This window comes from Polaromonas sp. P1_A2 (assembly GCF_056406895.1).
The window spans coordinates 251227-265117 of the sequence record NZ_JBFTZI010000003.1 but is presented as its reverse complement, the minus strand read 5'-3'; the positions used below and the strand labels follow the sequence as shown (position 1 = coordinate 265117).

At 68.2% G+C, this 13891-nt stretch carries 13 protein-coding genes; 5 read left to right on the top strand and 8 right to left on the bottom strand.

The features are described from left to right. Positions 1-8: 8 nt before the first annotated feature. The 8 genes from AC1D09_RS13340 to AC1D09_RS13305 form a co-directional block, all read right to left on the bottom strand. A complete protein-coding gene (locus AC1D09_RS13340) occupies positions 9-1004 on the bottom strand; it encodes an AAA family ATPase (RefSeq protein ID WP_477664087.1) in 996 nt (331 codons plus the stop codon). A gap of 15 nt (positions 1005-1019) precedes the next feature. Beyond that, entirely contained in the window at positions 1020-2240 is a 1221-nt protein-coding gene (locus AC1D09_RS13335) for a DUF4350 domain-containing protein (RefSeq protein WP_477664086.1), read from the bottom strand. Further along, positions 2237-3013, bottom strand: coding sequence for a DUF4129 domain-containing protein (locus AC1D09_RS13330; RefSeq protein WP_477664085.1), 777 nt, complete (start codon positions 3011-3013; stop codon positions 2237-2239). Before AC1D09_RS13330 ends, AC1D09_RS13335 begins: the two co-directional genes overlap by 4 nt. After that, the gene (locus AC1D09_RS13325) at positions 3010-3765 is read right to left on the bottom strand and encodes a hypothetical protein (RefSeq protein WP_477664084.1); all 756 of its coding nucleotides are present in this window, start codon (positions 3763-3765) and stop codon (positions 3010-3012) included. The genes AC1D09_RS13330 and AC1D09_RS13325 overlap by 4 nt, the downstream gene beginning before the upstream one ends. Continuing rightward, the gene (locus AC1D09_RS13320) at positions 3755-4753 is read right to left on the bottom strand and encodes a stage II sporulation protein M (protein ID WP_477664083.1); all 999 of its coding nucleotides are present in this window, start codon (positions 4751-4753) and stop codon (positions 3755-3757) included. Before AC1D09_RS13320 ends, AC1D09_RS13325 begins: the two co-directional genes overlap by 11 nt. Beyond that, positions 4750-5466 (bottom strand): RDD family protein, encoded by a 717-nt coding sequence (locus tag AC1D09_RS13315; RefSeq protein WP_477664082.1) that lies wholly within the window; start codon positions 5464-5466, stop codon positions 4750-4752. Before AC1D09_RS13315 ends, AC1D09_RS13320 begins: the two co-directional genes overlap by 4 nt. A gap of 11 nt (positions 5467-5477) precedes the next feature. Then, entirely contained in the window at positions 5478-5987 is a 510-nt protein-coding gene (locus AC1D09_RS13310; RefSeq protein ID WP_477664081.1) for an RDD family protein, read from the bottom strand. Positions 5988-6088: 101 nt separating this feature from the next. Next, complete coding sequence (locus AC1D09_RS13305; RefSeq protein ID WP_477664080.1) at positions 6089-9214, bottom strand: Rne/Rng family ribonuclease; 3126 nt, start codon at positions 9212-9214, stop codon at positions 6089-6091. 693 nt (positions 9215-9907) lie between these two features. Here AC1D09_RS13305 and AC1D09_RS13300 point away from each other — a divergent pair. The 5 genes from AC1D09_RS13300 (at position 9908) to AC1D09_RS13280 (ending at position 13826) form a co-directional block, all read left to right on the top strand. Further along, positions 9908-10993, top strand: coding sequence for an RluA family pseudouridine synthase (locus AC1D09_RS13300; protein ID WP_477664079.1), 1086 nt, complete (start codon positions 9908-9910; stop codon positions 10991-10993). A gap of 8 nt (positions 10994-11001) precedes the next feature. Further along, positions 11002-11616, top strand: coding sequence for a hypothetical protein (locus AC1D09_RS13295; protein ID WP_477664078.1), 615 nt, complete (start codon positions 11002-11004; stop codon positions 11614-11616). A gap of 64 nt (positions 11617-11680) precedes the next feature. Further along, a complete protein-coding gene (locus tag AC1D09_RS13290; protein WP_477664077.1) occupies positions 11681-12340 on the top strand; it encodes an HAD family hydrolase in 660 nt (219 codons plus the stop codon). Positions 12341-12368: 28 nt separating this feature from the next. Then, positions 12369-12734, top strand: a complete 366-nt coding sequence (locus AC1D09_RS13285) for a Rieske (2Fe-2S) protein (RefSeq protein WP_477664076.1) — start codon at positions 12369-12371, stop codon at positions 12732-12734. 21 nt (positions 12735-12755) lie between these two features. Further along, positions 12756-13826, top strand: coding sequence for a S49 family peptidase (locus tag AC1D09_RS13280; RefSeq protein ID WP_477664075.1), 1071 nt, complete (start codon positions 12756-12758; stop codon positions 13824-13826). Positions 13827-13891 lie beyond the last annotated feature (65 nt).

The following is a 13891-nucleotide window of genomic DNA, read 5'->3' as shown; positions in this document are numbered from 1 at the left end:
GGCCGGCCTCAGAGACGCGGCGCCTGCACGCTGCCCTGGGCGCTGCGCAGCAGTTCGTCCACGCCCAGGCCCTCGAGCTGCGCGTCGGGCGAAATCATCACGCGGTGGCGCAGGGCCGGCAGGGTCTGGCGCGCCACGTCGTCGGGGGTGATGAAGTCGCGCCCGTCCATCAGCGCGCCGGCGCGCGCGGCGCGCACCAGCGCCATGGTGCCGCGCGGCCCCGCGCCGGATGAGAGGCCGGGCCAGTCGCGCGTGGCGCGCGCGATGCGCACCGCGTAGTCGATGACCTGTTCATGCGCCTGCACCAGGCTGGCCAGGCGCTGCAGCTCCAGCACCTGGGTGTCGTCCAGGCAGGGCCTGACCGCGTCCAGCGGCAGCTGGTTGCCGGCGCGCTGGCCGGTGGTCAGCTGCACCACCGCCTTTTCCTCCGCGTGGCTGGGGAAGGCGATGTTGATCTTGAGCAGGAAGCGGTCCAGCTGCGCCTCGGGCAGGGGGTAGGTGCCTTCGGTGTCTATCGGGTTTTGCGTGGCCATCACCATGAAGGGGCGCGGCAGCGGCATGGCCCGGCCTTCCAGCGTGACCTGGTATTCCTGCATCACCTCGAGCAGGGCGCTCTGGGTCTTGGCCGGCGCGCGGTTGATTTCATCGGCCAGCAGCAAATGCGTGAAGACCGGCCCCTGGTGCACGCGCAGCGTGCCTATGCCGGATTCGCCGCGGGTGGACGGGTCCAGCACCGAGTGGCCGGTGATGTCCGAGGGCATCAGGTCGGGCGTGAACTGCACGCGCGCGTAGCGCAGGCTCATGGCCTGTGCCAACGCCCGCGCCAGCAGCGTTTTGCCGAGGCCGGGCACGCCCTCGATCAGCACATGGCCGGACGCGACCAGCGCCACCAGGGTCTGGTCGACGGCTTCCTTCTGGCCGACCACGGCCTTGCCGACTTCGTGGCGCAGGGTCTGCAGCCATTCGGCCGCGCGTATCAGTTCGTCGTTGGGAATCGATGACATGGTGGTTTCTCGGTTTCAGGATGAGGAAGGGGATGAAGCGGTGGAGGAGGCAGGCGGCTGGACGGGCTCGCGCGCGTCCAGCCGCCGGCGCGCGGTTTCCAGCAGCTCGAGGTCGGCGGCCAGCGCGGCGCGGTTGCGCGCCCTGTCGGCCTGCGCGCGTTCGAGCAGTTGCGCGTCCAGGCCGGTGGCGCTGGCGATTTCGCGGGTGCGCCGCCCCGGCTCGAGTTGCGAAAACCGGGGCAGCTGCCGCGCGGCCGATGCGTGCAGGGCGCGAAGCTGGGCCGTGTGCAGCGCTTTCGGCCCGTGCATGTGCAGAAAGCGCGCGGTGCCGCGCACCTGCTCGGCCATGGAGCGCCGGTGCGAGGGAGCGGACGGCGCCAGCGGCCCGAAGCGCACGCCGGCGCGCCACAGGGCCAGCGCCAGCGCCAGCAGGCCCAGCAGCAGCGCCGCCCAGGCCTGGTGCCAGAGCCAGGGCGCGAAAGGCTCCCTGGCCTCTTCGGCGACAAACCAGAACTCGGCGCCGGCGCGCGCCTGCAGCGCCGCGGCCACCACCTGCGCGTTGTCGGCGCGCAGCAGGTTGCTGTTGTTCAGCAGGCCCCAGCCGCCGAGCACGGTGACCGTGCCCTGGCCGACCTGCACGCGCACGGCCTCGGTGCCGGCCGTGCCGCGCAGCGACCACAGCGGCGCGGCCAGGCGGTTCACCGGCAGGTACTGCGGGCTGAAGTAGGCGCCGCAGACGCGAAAGACGCGGCTGTCGCCGTAGCTGGCCGCCACCTCGGCGGGTTCTTCCAGTGCGCGGCAGTCCAGGTCCTTGGCGGCCCTGTCGAAAGGCCGGGCCGGCGTGATCTTCTGCGGGCTGATCGCATTTTCCTCGGTGACGGGCAGCCAGCCCGCGAGCGATTTGTGCCGGGCCAGGAAGCCCGGGATGACCAGGTGCCCGCCCTGCGCCACCCAGGCGCGCAGGCGCTGCGCGCGCTCGGGGAACAGGTCCCAGTTGCGCGACACCAGCACCAGGCGCGCCTGCTGCGGCGGCATGGCGTCCAGGCTTTTGTGCTTCACGACTTTCGCGCCCAGGGCGGCCAGCAGTTTTTCGGTTGCGTACAGCGGGTTGGTCAGGGCTTCACCCTTGGCCGGCGTGGGGACGTCGACGTCCACCCATTCGGTGGCCGACACCAGCCAGATGCCGCCCGCCAGCAGCAACACGCCCAGCAGCACCATGATCAACCGGTCTTTCATGGCGCCGCCTTCCCTGGTGTGACCGCTGCGGCCGGCGCGCCCAGGCGCGCGTCAAATTCGGCGCACAGCGCCAGCACGCCGGCCGTGGGCGGCAGGCGCCCGCCATAGGCCGCCAGCTGCCAGGCGGCCACCAGGCGCGCGAAAAAATCGAGCGAGGGCGGTGCCAGCCGGCCTTCGCTGAGCGCCACGCATTCGCCTTCGGTGCTGGCGTTGCGTATGGGCACCGCATGCAGGTGCACCAGGCGCGAGAGCGCGCCGCGGTAGAGCAGCGACAGCGCGGGCCGGCGCTGACCGCGCTGCCACAGCGAGGCGACCTCGGAGCCCACGTCGTCGGGCAGGCTTTCGGGGCGTATGTCCAGGCTGCCGATGTGGCTGGGCAGGGGCGCCATGCGGTGCCGGCCGCCGCCGGCGCGCACCAGCGCCCAGCGCCGTATGCGGATCACCAGCCAGGCCAGGGCCAGCGCGCCCAGCGCCCACACCAACAGGCGCGCGGCTTCGGAGACCCTGGTCACAAAGTCCCTGAGCCAGCCGAAACCGTCGCTGTCCTTCTTTTTGTCCTCGGGTTTTTTGTCCTGGTTTTTCAGGCGCAGGCTTTTTTCGCTCTTGCTGCCGGGCAGGTTGGGGTCGGCGCGCACCCGTTCGGCGGCCGACTGCACCTGCTGGCGCGAGGGCGGCTCGCCGGGTGCCGCGGCGGCCGCGCCGGCCGCGCAAGCCGCGACCAGCGCGCAGGCCAGGGCCTGCCGCCATCGGGCATCACGGCGCGCGGCCCTCATGCGCCGGCCTTTGCCGGCGCGGGCGTGAAGGCGCGGCGAAATTCCTGCTCGATGTCCCAGGCTTCGAGCTCGACGCGGCGGTTCAGGTACATGGCGAAGCCGGCCGCCACAAAAAAGGGCTCGACCAGCCCGACGGCGAAGGCGTAGACCACGGCAAGGCACAGGCTTTGCATCGTCGACTCCGTGGCGATGAGCCAGCGCCAGAGTTCCGACAGGCTGCCCTCGGGCGCGAACCAGAACAGCACCGAGAGAATGGCGAACTCCAGCGCGATCTCGACGTTGGAAAAAATCAGCTGCATGCCCGCGCCCGCGCCGCGCCGCCCGCGCAGCAGCTGCTCGCGCCGCTTGCGCCTGGCGCCGCCGCGCTGGCCTTCGAGCTGGTCTATGGCCTGGGTGTAGGAGCGCCAGGGCGACAGCCGCCGCCACAGCAGCGTGCGCAGCAATTGCCCGCCCCACACCTGGGCGCGATGCTCCCAGAGGTCTTTCCAGTGTGTGGACTGGCCGAACACCGCGCGCGACAGGATGAACAGCAGGCTGCGGTCAAACCAGGGCTTGAGGCAAAAGATCAGCAGGCCGGGCAGCCAGTAGGCGAGCTCGATGGTGCACAGCAGCAGCGCGATGACCACCACATACATGGGCAGGAAAGTGCGCCAGATGGAAGCGGCATGGCGGCGCACCAGCGCGACGCCCAGGTCGGCGGCTTCGGCCATGGGCCGCGGGCGCAGCGCGACGGCCAGCGCGTCAACCTGCATGGCGCTGTCCTTCGCCGGCGGGCGCCTGGCCGGCGCGCGGCCGTCCCTGCCAGCCCAGGTAGGTCAGCACCAGAGCCCAGCAGGCCGCGCCGGCGCCGTATTTCACGGCGGGCGTGACCCAGCGCGCCGAGGACCAGAAGGCTTCGACGGCGGCGGCGATCAGCAGCAGGCCGATGACGCCGTAGACCACCACGATGGCGTGGCGCGCCGCCAGGCGCAGCGCCTCCAGGCGTGTGTGCCGGCCCGGCGCGATCAGGGCGTAGCCCAGGCGCAGCCCGGCCGCGCCCGCCAGCACGATGGCCGTCAGTTCGAAGGCACCGTGGGTGACGACAAAGGAGCAGAAGTTCTGCCCGTGGCCCGAGGCGATCAGGTAGCCGCCCACGGCGCCTATCTGCACGCCGTTGAACAGCAGCACGCCGGCGCTGCCGATGCCGCCGAAAATGCCGGCGGCGAAGCAGCGAAAGCCGATGCCGATGTTGTGCATGACGTAAAAGCCGAACATCTGCCAGTCGCCGCTGGCGTCGCGGTTGCGCCCGAAGGACTTGGCGCTGTCGCTGTACATGCTGTCGAACTGCTGCACCTGCCCCGCGTCCAGCAGGTGCAGGATGAAACCCGGGTCGCGGTAAGTAGCCAGGCCCGCGGCCAGCAGCGGCACCACGAACAGCAGGGCCGCCACCAGCAGGTAGGCGCGGTGCGCGCGCACGGCCTGCGGGAAGTCGACCAGCACCAGCAGGCCCAGGCGCGCCAGGCCGTAGTCGTGGCGCCGGTAGATCAGCCGGTGGGCGCTTTGTGTCAGGGCTTCCAGCCGCTGCGTCAGGTGCACCGGGTAGGCGCGGGCCTGCGCCAGCGCCAGGTGCTCGCAGACGCGGCGGTACAGCGTGGCCATCCGCGCGCCGTCGAACTTGCGCTCTGTTTCGGCGACGCCTATGACCTTCTCGAGCTCGTTCCACAGCGGCGCATAGGCCGCTTCAAACTGCAGGGGCGTCATGGCCGGGCCTCTCCCTCGCGCCGGCCCATCAGCCACTGCGCCACGCCCAGCAGGCGTTGGGTGGGGCTGCTGCCCGGCGCGCCCGCGCCCAGCACCGGTTCGGCCAGGGCGGCGAGTTCGCCCAGGCGCTCGGGCGTGAGCCGCGTGGCCCGGCCGGCCCAAGCCAGTACCGAGGCCTGCTCGGCGGCCGACAAAGGCCGCGCCGGAGCCAGCGGGGCCGACAGGGGCACCTCGCCGTGCAGCTTGACGGCATCGGTGAACACCACCAGCGTGCCGGCGGCCAGGTCGCCCAGGCGTTTGCTGTCGCGCCGCCAGAGCATGGACACCAGCCCGGCGCCGAACAGCGCGGGCATGAAATCGGCGGCGCGCAACAGGTTGCGGGTCAGCGAAGCGGCGGGCGTCACCGGCAGGCCGGAATCCATCACCACGCGCAGGCCCATGGCCCGCTTGCCGGGCGTGGCGGCCGCGCGGGTCAGCTCGAACACCACGGGGTAAAACCATTCGAGGGCGAAATAGGCAAGCAGCAGCACGGCCATGCCGGCCTTGCCCATCAGCCCGACCACAATGGCCACGGCGATGAACACGCAGACGCGTATGGCCAGGTCTATCAGGTAGGCGAGCCCGCGCGCGACGATGCCGGCGGGCCGCAGGGACAGGGTGATGCCTTCGGGCGTTTCAGCCGTGTAAATCGTGTCCAGGCGCGCGTTGGCCACAGGCTGGGGCCTCAGGCCTTGACGACGATGGTGTCCGCGATCTCGTCGTGCAGGCAGCGGCGGGATTTGCGAAAGATCATCAGGCAGTCGATCAGGGAATAAACCCAGACCACGGCCATGACGAGGCCGGCCACAAAGCCCGCGCCGTAGCGCAAGGCCAGGCGCGTGGGGGAAACGGCTTCGCCCGAGGGCCGGACAATGCGCAGCTTGAGCAGGACCTTGCCAATCGTCTGGCCCCGCGTCGCGAGCAGGTAGCCGTTGAGCAGCACGAAGATCAAGGCGCCGACGGCCATGCCCAGCGGGTTGAAGGACCACGCGCCTGTTCCTTGCGAGGCCCAGGGGTTGTAGGGAGTGAGCACCGACACCAGCCAGAGCACCAGGCTCTGGAAAACCGTGTCAAGGATGGCGGCACCCAGCCGCTCGACGCGGCCGGCCAGCTGCGGGCCGTCATTGACATCGGCCACATCCGCCACCGTGGCTTGCGGCGGCGCGTAGCGCGCATCGTGCGTGGGCTGGTCCATCGTCCTCTTCCCCTGTCGGTTTTGTTGGCCTGATTCTAGGGCTTGTTTTGCGGCATAAAAAAAGGCCCGCATGGGCGGGCCTTTTTGGGGGGGCGGGGCGTTTACTGGCCTGGCGATTTCTCAAAGGGCAGGGACATGGCACCCAGGTCGCGCCGGGTTTCGACCAGCACCAGCGGGCCTTCGTCGGCCACGACCAGCGGCGGGCGCTCGCGCGGCACGTGCACCGGCTTGACCTCGGCGGCGATGGCGGCCTTGGCCTCGGCGATTTTGGCCGCGTCGGAGTTCACCCACTGCAGGCCCGAGGACTGGGCCACCTGGGCCAGTTCATCGAGGGGCAGCGCGTAGGACTGGACCTTGGGCAGGCTGATGGCCGCGGCGGCCGGTGCGGGCTGCACTGCCGCCACGGGTGCGGGTGCCGGTGCGGACACAACCATGGGGGCTACGTAGGCGGGCGCCGGCGCTGCTTCAGGCACAAAAGGCGCGGCGGGCGTCACTGCGGCCGCGGGTGCCGCGTAGCTGGCGACGGCTTCCGGTGCGCGTTCTTCGCGGGCTTGCGGCTGCGGCTGGGATTCCGCGAAACCGGCCTGGCCGGCGTCAACGCCTTCGGCGGGCTGCTGCTCGCCGCGTTCGCCGTTCTCACCGCGTTCGCGGCGGTCGCGGCCGTAGCGGTCGCGGCTGCGGCGCTCGCGCGGCTGGCGCTGCTCATCACCTTGGGCGCCCTGGCCGTTCTGCACGGGAGCGACGGGATTGCCGGCTTCGTCGAGCACGGGTGCCGCTGCGGCCTCGGGGTTGAAGCCCGCGCCGGCATTCTGGCCTTCGGCGGCGCCTTCAGGGCGGTCAGCACCGCGGCGCTCGCCTCGGCGGCCGTTGCGGTCTCCGCGTTCACGGCGGCCTTCGCCGCGCTCGCCGCGTGCTTCGCGGTTGCCCTGGCGTTCGCCGTCCTGGGGTGCGCGTTCCTGGCGCGGTTCTGCGGCCTCGCCACCCATGGCGGCTGCCATGGCGGCCTGGTTGGCCAGCGCGAGGTCCTGCTCGACGGCGTCGCGCTGTATGCGTTCACCGCGCTCGCCACCGCGTTCACCGCGTTCACGGCGGTTGCGGCCGCCTTCGCGGCCTTCACGGTTGGGCGTCTCGCCGCGCGGCTGCTCGCCCGCGCCTTCGGGGCGGGCTTCACCGGCCTGGCGTTCCTGGCGGCCGTCGGCGCTGCGCTCACGGCGCTCGCCGCCGCGGCCTTCACCGCGTTCACCACGGCCTTCGGGGCGTGCTTCGCGGCCTTCGCTGCGGCCTTCGGTACCACGGCCCTCGCCGCCACGGCCTTCGCTGCGGCCACGGCCGCCGCGCCGGCCGTCACGGCCGCCGCGCTCACCACCGCGATCGGAGCGCTCGCCACGCTCGCCGCCACGGCCTTCACCGCGGCCTTCGCGCCGGCCTTCGCCGCGCTCGTCTTTTTTCACTTCCTTGGCGGCGGGCGCCGGGGCCGGCGCTTCGGCGCCGCCGAACAGGCTCTTGATCCAGCCGAAGAAGCCTTTTTCAGCGGGTGCCGCCACCGCCGGTGCGGGGCGGGCAGCCGGCTTGTGCGCCGCCGCATGCGGAACGGGTTCCGGCTTGGGCGGTGCCACCGGGGCGGGCGCATCGGGCAGCACACCCTTGATGACGGGCTCCTGCTTGTTGTGCTTTTCCTGGCTGCGGCGCGTGACGGTGGTCGGGTCCTCGACTTCCTCGGCCATCTTGTAGCTGGCGGCGATGTTGTCCAGGCGCGGGTCGTCGTGTTTCAGGCGTTCCAGGCGGTAGTTGGGGGTTTCCAGCGTCTTGTTGGGCACCAGCAGCACGTTGATGCGCTGCTTGACTTCGATCTTGGCGATCTCGGAGCGCTTTTCATTGAGCAGGAAGGAGGCCACGTCGACCGGAACCTGGCACAGCACCGAGGCCGTGCTGTCCTTGAGGGACTCTTCCTGGATGATGCGCAGGATCTGCAGCGCCGAGCTTTCGGTGTCGCGGATATGGCCGGAACCGCCGCAGCGCGGGCAGGGAATCGACGCGCCTTCGGACAGAGCCGGGCGCAGGCGCTGGCGGCTCATTTCCATGAGGCCGAACTTGCTGATGGTGCCGAACTGCACGCGGGCGCGGTCCTGGCGCAGCGCGTCGCGCAGGCGGTTTTCCACGTCGCGGCGGTTGCGCGACTCTTCCATGTCGATGAAGTCGATGACGATCAGGCCGCCCAGGTCGCGCAAACGCATCTGGCGCGCAACTTCGTCGGCGGCTTCCAGGTTGGTGCGGGTGGCGGTTTCCTCGATGTCGCCGCCCTTGATGGCGCGGGCCGAGTTGACGTCGACCGAGACCAGGGCCTCGGTGTGGTCGATCACGATGGCGCCGCCGGAAGGCAGCTGCACGGTGCGCGCGTAGGCCGACTCGATCTGGTGCTCGATCTGGAAGCGGCTGAACAGCGGCGCGTCGTCGCGGTAGCGCTTGACGCGGTGCTCGTGCTCGGGCATCACGTGGGCCATGAACTGCTTGGCCTGCTCGTAGACGTCGTCGGTGTCGAACAGGATGTCGCCGATGTCGCTGTTGAAGTAGTCGCGGATGGCGCGTATCACCAGGCTGGATTCCTGGTAAATCAGGAAAGCGCCCTTGCCGCCCTTGCCGGCGCCGTCGATGGCGGTCCAGAGCTTGAGCAGGTAGTTCAGGTCCCACTGCAGCTCAGGGGCGCTGCGGCCTATGCCGGCGGTGCGCGCGATGATGCTCATGCCATTGGGGTACTCAAGCTGGTCCATCGCCTCTTTGAGTTCGGCCCGGTCGTCGCCCTCGATGCGCCGGCTCACGCCGCCGCCGCGCGGGTTGTTGGGCATCAGGACCACGTAGCGGCCGGCCAGGGAGACGAAGGTGGTGAGGGCCGCGCCCTTGTTGCCGCGTTCTTCCTTTTCGACCTGGACCAGCAGTTCCTGGCCTTCCTTGATGACGTCGTTGATGCGCGCCTGGCTGACCGGCACGCCCTGGGCAAAGTACTGCTTGGAGATTTCCTTGAACGGCAGGAAGCCGTGGCGGTCTTCGCCGTAGTCGACGAAGCAGGCTTCCAGCGAGGGCTCGACGCGCGTGACGACGGCCTTGTAGATGTTGCCCTTGCGCTGTTCGCGCCCTTCGATTTCAATTTCGTAGTCGAGGAGTTTTTGTCCGTCGACGATCGCCAGGCGGCGTTCTTCAGCCTGAGTGGCGTTTACCAGCATCCGTTTCATGGGTAGCCTTCCTTATCGTTCTTCGTTTTGATGTCATGTCTCGAACATCAATCACATGCCCAAAATGGGCCAACGACGCCGGAGGGACGCAGTGCGAACGTGGAGGAATTGCCGGAGAGCTTTTGACGGCGCGCGGCCGACCGAAATGAATCGGTCAGCGACGTGGTCTGGGCGTAGGCGCGTGGATGGAGCGAGCAGGGGTCAAACGGGTGGGTGCCGCGCAAAGCGCGGCTGCTGGCGCCCACTGCACAAAGGCTGGCGGCTGATTCATGCCGAATGCGGGGCCCACGAATGTCGTGAGGCGCCGCAGGCATATATAAATCAGACTGACCAGTGTTGTCATCAGAGGGCTACCCGTTAAAGGACTTGATCTCGGCTGGATCCGCGTGCAGCCTGTTGTTCGTGACTTGGGCTGCACACATGGTATTCCGTAGTTGTGTTCGCAAAACGTCGACTCGTCTACCGTGCAAGACGCTCGCCGCGAGGTGCCTGGCACTCGTCGCTTGCGGGCAATTGCCGGCGTGGGCATCGACCTTCCAGCGAGGCTGCTTGTTCGCCTTTTCAGGGCCGGGGACGTGTGTGGACTAAACTCCAGACAAATCAACCACTTACAGCGCATCGCTAGTGAAACACATTATAGGGTCAGCCAGGGGCTTGGCAAGGAAACCCGGGAAAACACCGGGTCGCCCACCCGTGGCCGCCGCCAGGCCCAAACCTCAAGCCGCCTCAACTCCGCCCATTTCCCAGGCGCCGGCCCCGGCGGCGCCCCAGGCCACGCTGGTGACGGTGGACGAGGACTACGCCGGCCAGCGGCTGGACAATTTTTTGATCCGCCAGCTCAAGGGCGTGCCCAAAACCCATGTTTACCGCATCATCCGCAGCGGCGAGGTCAGGGTGAACAAGGGCAGGGCGCAGGCCGACACCCGTGTGGAGGCCGGCGACGTGGTGCGCCTGCCGCCGGTGCGCACTTCCGAGCGGGCCGGCCAGAAGGCCGAGGCCATGGCCCAGGAAATCGCCCGCCACGGCGCGAGTTCCACCACCGGCGGCTATGCGCCCTCGCGTGAATTCCCCATCCTGTTTGAAGACGATTTCGTGCTGGCCATCGACAAACCGGCCGGCGTGGCCGTGCACGGCGGCAGCGGCGTGAGCTTTGGCGTGATCGAGCAATTGCGCATGGCGCGGCCGGAGGCCGATTTCCTGGAGCTGGTGCACCGGCTGGACCGCGAAACCAGCGGCATTTTGCTGATCGCCAAGCGGCGCATGGCGCTCAAACTGCTGCAGGAGCAGTTTCGCGAGCGCGAAACCGACAAGGTCTACCTGGCGCTGGTCGGCGGCGACTGGCCGGCCAAACACCGCGTGATCGACAAGGCGCTGCACAAGTATCTGCTGCCCGACGGCGAGCGGCGCGTCAAGGTGGTCGACAACGACCATCCCGACGGCATGCGTTCGGTGACGCTGGTGAAGGTCAGGGCGGCCGTGCCCGCCAGCCCGCTGGCGCCGGCGACGCCTTTTACCTTGCTGGAAGTCACCATCAAGACGGGCCGCACGCACCAGATCCGCGTGCACCTGGCCAATGAAGGCCACCCGATTGCCGGCGACGACAAATACGGCGATTTCGAGCTGAACCGGGCGCTGCAGAAAACCGCGGCCGGCGCGGTGCCGCTCAAGCGCATGTTTTTGCATGCCTGGAGCCTGAAGTTCAACCATCCCAAGCTGCGCAAGGTGGTGCACCTGCAGGCGCCGCTGCCGCCCGAGCTGCAGCAGTTTTTGCCGGCATAGGTATTCAAATGGTTCATGACCTTCCTGAGGCGCCTGATTCCAGGAGCGCAGTCGGGCCGATTCGGGGAAAGCTCGGCGGCCTGGGCGCGACGGTGCTGATGTTCGTCTTTGCCGGTCCCGCGCTGTACGGTGTGGCGTATTACCTGGTGGCGGGTGACTTCGGGCGCGGCGAATTCCGCGGGAGCCAGCTGCCTTCAGTGGTGTTCTGGCCGCTTCTGATGGAGTTTTTGTTCTGGGTGTCGTTGGGCAGCCTTGACGCGGTGCTTCAGGTTTCGCTGCCTACCGTTTTGGCTGCGGTGGTTTTCTGGCTCTTGAACAAGAGGGTGATGCCTTCTGTGGGCGCCATGTCCCCCTTTCGTCTTGTTTTGTCCAGGTCGGTGGCCGGCCTGCTGGTGTGCGTGTGCGCTTTTGTGGCCTTGAATCCGGCGACAGTGACGCAGGGATGGGACGCGCTGTATTTTTACAATCCCCACATTCGGGCTTCATACGACGACTCGGCGTGGGGATTCCTTGAGAAATACGGGCAACTTTTCCACCTTGTTGTACTTGGCCTGGCCGGCGCCTTGTTGGGGGCGGCGTACGGGCTCTCATCGTGGTGGTTCAATCAACGCCGGAACAACTGACGTGCGCATTGCGGCTTTTGTCCCTATGCGCCAATATGCGGGCCGTCCCTAAGACAATATCCCCATGCAAACCCGAAATTTCGACCTGATCGCCTTTGACTGGGACGGCACGCTGTTTGATTCGACCGGCATCATCGTGCGCTGCATCCAGGCTGCGGTGCGCGACGTGGGCGGCACGGTGCCTACCGACAAGGAGGCCGGCTATGTCATAGGCCTGGGCCTGATGCAGGCCCTGGCCCATGCCGCGCCCGACGTGCCGCCTGAAAAATATCCCCAGCTCGGCGAGCGCTACCGCCACCACTACGCCGCGCACTACGACGACCTGAGCCTGTTTGACGGCGTGCTGCCCCTGCTCGACGCCTTGAAGGCGCGCGGCCACCTGCTCGCGGTGGCCACCGGCAAGTCGCGCCGCGGCCTCGACGAGGTGCTGCGCACCGTGGAGCTCAAGGGCATGTTCGACGGCTCGCGCACCGCCGACGAGACGGCCGGCAAACCCGACCCGCGCATGCTGCACGAGCTGATGGCCGAGTTCGACGTCGCGCCCGAGCGCGTGCTGATGGTGGGCGATACCACGCACGACCTGCAGATGGCGCTCAATGCCGGCTGCCCCAGCGTGGGCGTGAGCTACGGCGCGCACGAACCCGATACCTTCGCCGTGCTGGCGCCGCGCCACGTCGCGCATTCGGTGCCGGAACTGCAGGACTGGCTGTTGGCCCATGGCTGAAGTTCGGCATTAAGAGGCACCAAAGGCCATGGACGAACGGCAAGCCCTCTGCAACAGCCGCGACCTGCTCGAAGGCGGGCTGGCCGTGCCGTTTGACGTGGTCTATGCCGGCCAGACCTGCCGCGCCTTCGCCGTGCGTTTCGAGGGCGTGGTCCATGCCTACCTCAATCGCTGCAGCCACGTCGCGATGGAACTCGACTGGCAGCCCAACCGGGTGTTTGACGACCAGGGCCAGTGGCTGCTGTGCGCCAGCCATGGCGCCGCCTACCGTCCCGACACCGGCCAGTGCGCGGGCGGGCCCTGCCAGGGCGGCCTGATCAAAATCACGCTTTCCGAAGCTGAGGGGGTTGTTTATTGGCATTCTGCTTACAACCTTAAACCGCTACAGTTCTAATACCTCTCTAAACTAGTGACCATGAACGATCCCCAACGCCCTGATCCCTCCACCGATCCCGATTTGCTGCGCGAATCGGACTTCCGGCCCAACCAGCCGGAATCCCTTCCGCCCTATAACAACCCGGTGAACCAGGCGAAAAAATCCGCGGCAGACCCGACCAACGCCCCCGGCTGGGAGCGCGCGACGCTGGAAAAGCTGGCCTTCGCCGCGCTCAATGAACAAAAGGCCACGCGCCGCTGGAAGACTTTTGTGCGCCTGGCCTGGCTGGCGTTTTTCGTGGCCCTGGTCTGGATGCTGCTGCACCGTGGCACGCCCGCCAGCGACGCGACCGTGCCGCATACCGCCGTGGTGGAAATCAAGGGCGAGATCGCGGCGGGCGCCGATGCCAGCGCCGAGTTCGTCAATGCGGCCCTGCGCGCGGCCTTTGAGGACGACGGCGCCAAGGCCGTCGTGCTTTTGATCAACTCGCCCGGCGGCAGCCCCGTGCAGGCCGGCATGATGAACGACGAGATCCTGCGCCTGAAGGCCAAACACAAAAAGCCGGTCTACGCCGTGGTTGAGGAAACCTGCGCCTCCGCCGCTTATTACATCGCCGTCTCGGCCGACAAGATTTATGTCGACAAGGCCAGCATCGTGGGCAGCATAGGCGTGCTGATGGACGGCTTCGGCTTCACCGGCCTGATGGACAAGCTGGGCGTGGAGCGCCGCCTGCTGACAGCCGGCGAGAACAAGGGCTTTCTGGACCCCTTCAGCCCGCAAAACGAAAAGCAGCGCGTGTTCGCGCAGGCCATGCTGGACCAGATCCACCAGCAATTTATCGCGGTGGTGAAAGCCGGCCGCGGCAAGCGCCTGAAGGAAACACCCGAGATGTTCAGCGGCCTGTTCTGGAGCGGCCAGCAGGCCGTGGAACTGGGCCTGGCCGACCAGCTCGGCAACCTCGACTACGTCGCGCGCGAAGTCGTCAAGACCGACGAGATCATCGACTACACGCGCCGCGACAACGTGGCCGAGCGCCTGGCCAAGAAGTTCGGCGCCGCCATGGGTGAAGGCGCGATGAAGGCGTTCAAGGCGATTCCCGCGCTGCGTTAAACCTCCGATGGCCCCGTTAAAAAGCCCGCATGACGCGGGCTTTTTTGTGGGCGCTGTGGCGGCTT

Bases quoted from the DNA above. Each gene is read 5' to 3' on its own strand.
- AC1D09_RS13340 (WP_477664087.1), bottom strand. From the start codon at position 1,004: ATGTCATCGATTCCCAACGACGAACTGATACGCGCGGCCGAATGGCTG.
- AC1D09_RS13335 (WP_477664086.1), bottom strand. From the start codon at position 2,240: ATGAAAGACCGGTTGATCATGGTGCTGCTGGGCGTGTTGCTGCTGGCG.
- AC1D09_RS13330 (WP_477664085.1), bottom strand. From the start codon at position 3,013: ATGAGGGCCGCGCGCCGTGATGCCCGATGGCGGCAGGCCCTGGCCTGC.
- AC1D09_RS13325 (WP_477664084.1), bottom strand. From the start codon at position 3,765: ATGCAGGTTGACGCGCTGGCCGTCGCGCTGCGCCCGCGGCCCATGGCC.
- AC1D09_RS13320 (WP_477664083.1), bottom strand. From the start codon at position 4,753: ATGACGCCCCTGCAGTTTGAAGCGGCCTATGCGCCGCTGTGGAACGAG.
- AC1D09_RS13310 (WP_477664081.1), bottom strand. From the start codon at position 5,987: ATGGACCAGCCCACGCACGATGCGCGCTACGCGCCGCCGCAAGCCACG.
- AC1D09_RS13305 (WP_477664080.1), bottom strand. From the start codon at position 9,214: ATGAAACGGATGCTGGTAAACGCCACTCAGGCTGAAGAACGCCGCCTG.
- AC1D09_RS13295 (WP_477664078.1), top strand. From the start codon at position 11,002: ATGGTTCATGACCTTCCTGAGGCGCCTGATTCCAGGAGCGCAGTCGGG.
- AC1D09_RS13290 (WP_477664077.1), top strand. From the start codon at position 11,681: ATGCAAACCCGAAATTTCGACCTGATCGCCTTTGACTGGGACGGCACG.
- AC1D09_RS13285 (WP_477664076.1), top strand. From the start codon at position 12,369: ATGGACGAACGGCAAGCCCTCTGCAACAGCCGCGACCTGCTCGAAGGC.
- AC1D09_RS13280 (WP_477664075.1), top strand. From the start codon at position 12,756: ATGAACGATCCCCAACGCCCTGATCCCTCCACCGATCCCGATTTGCTG.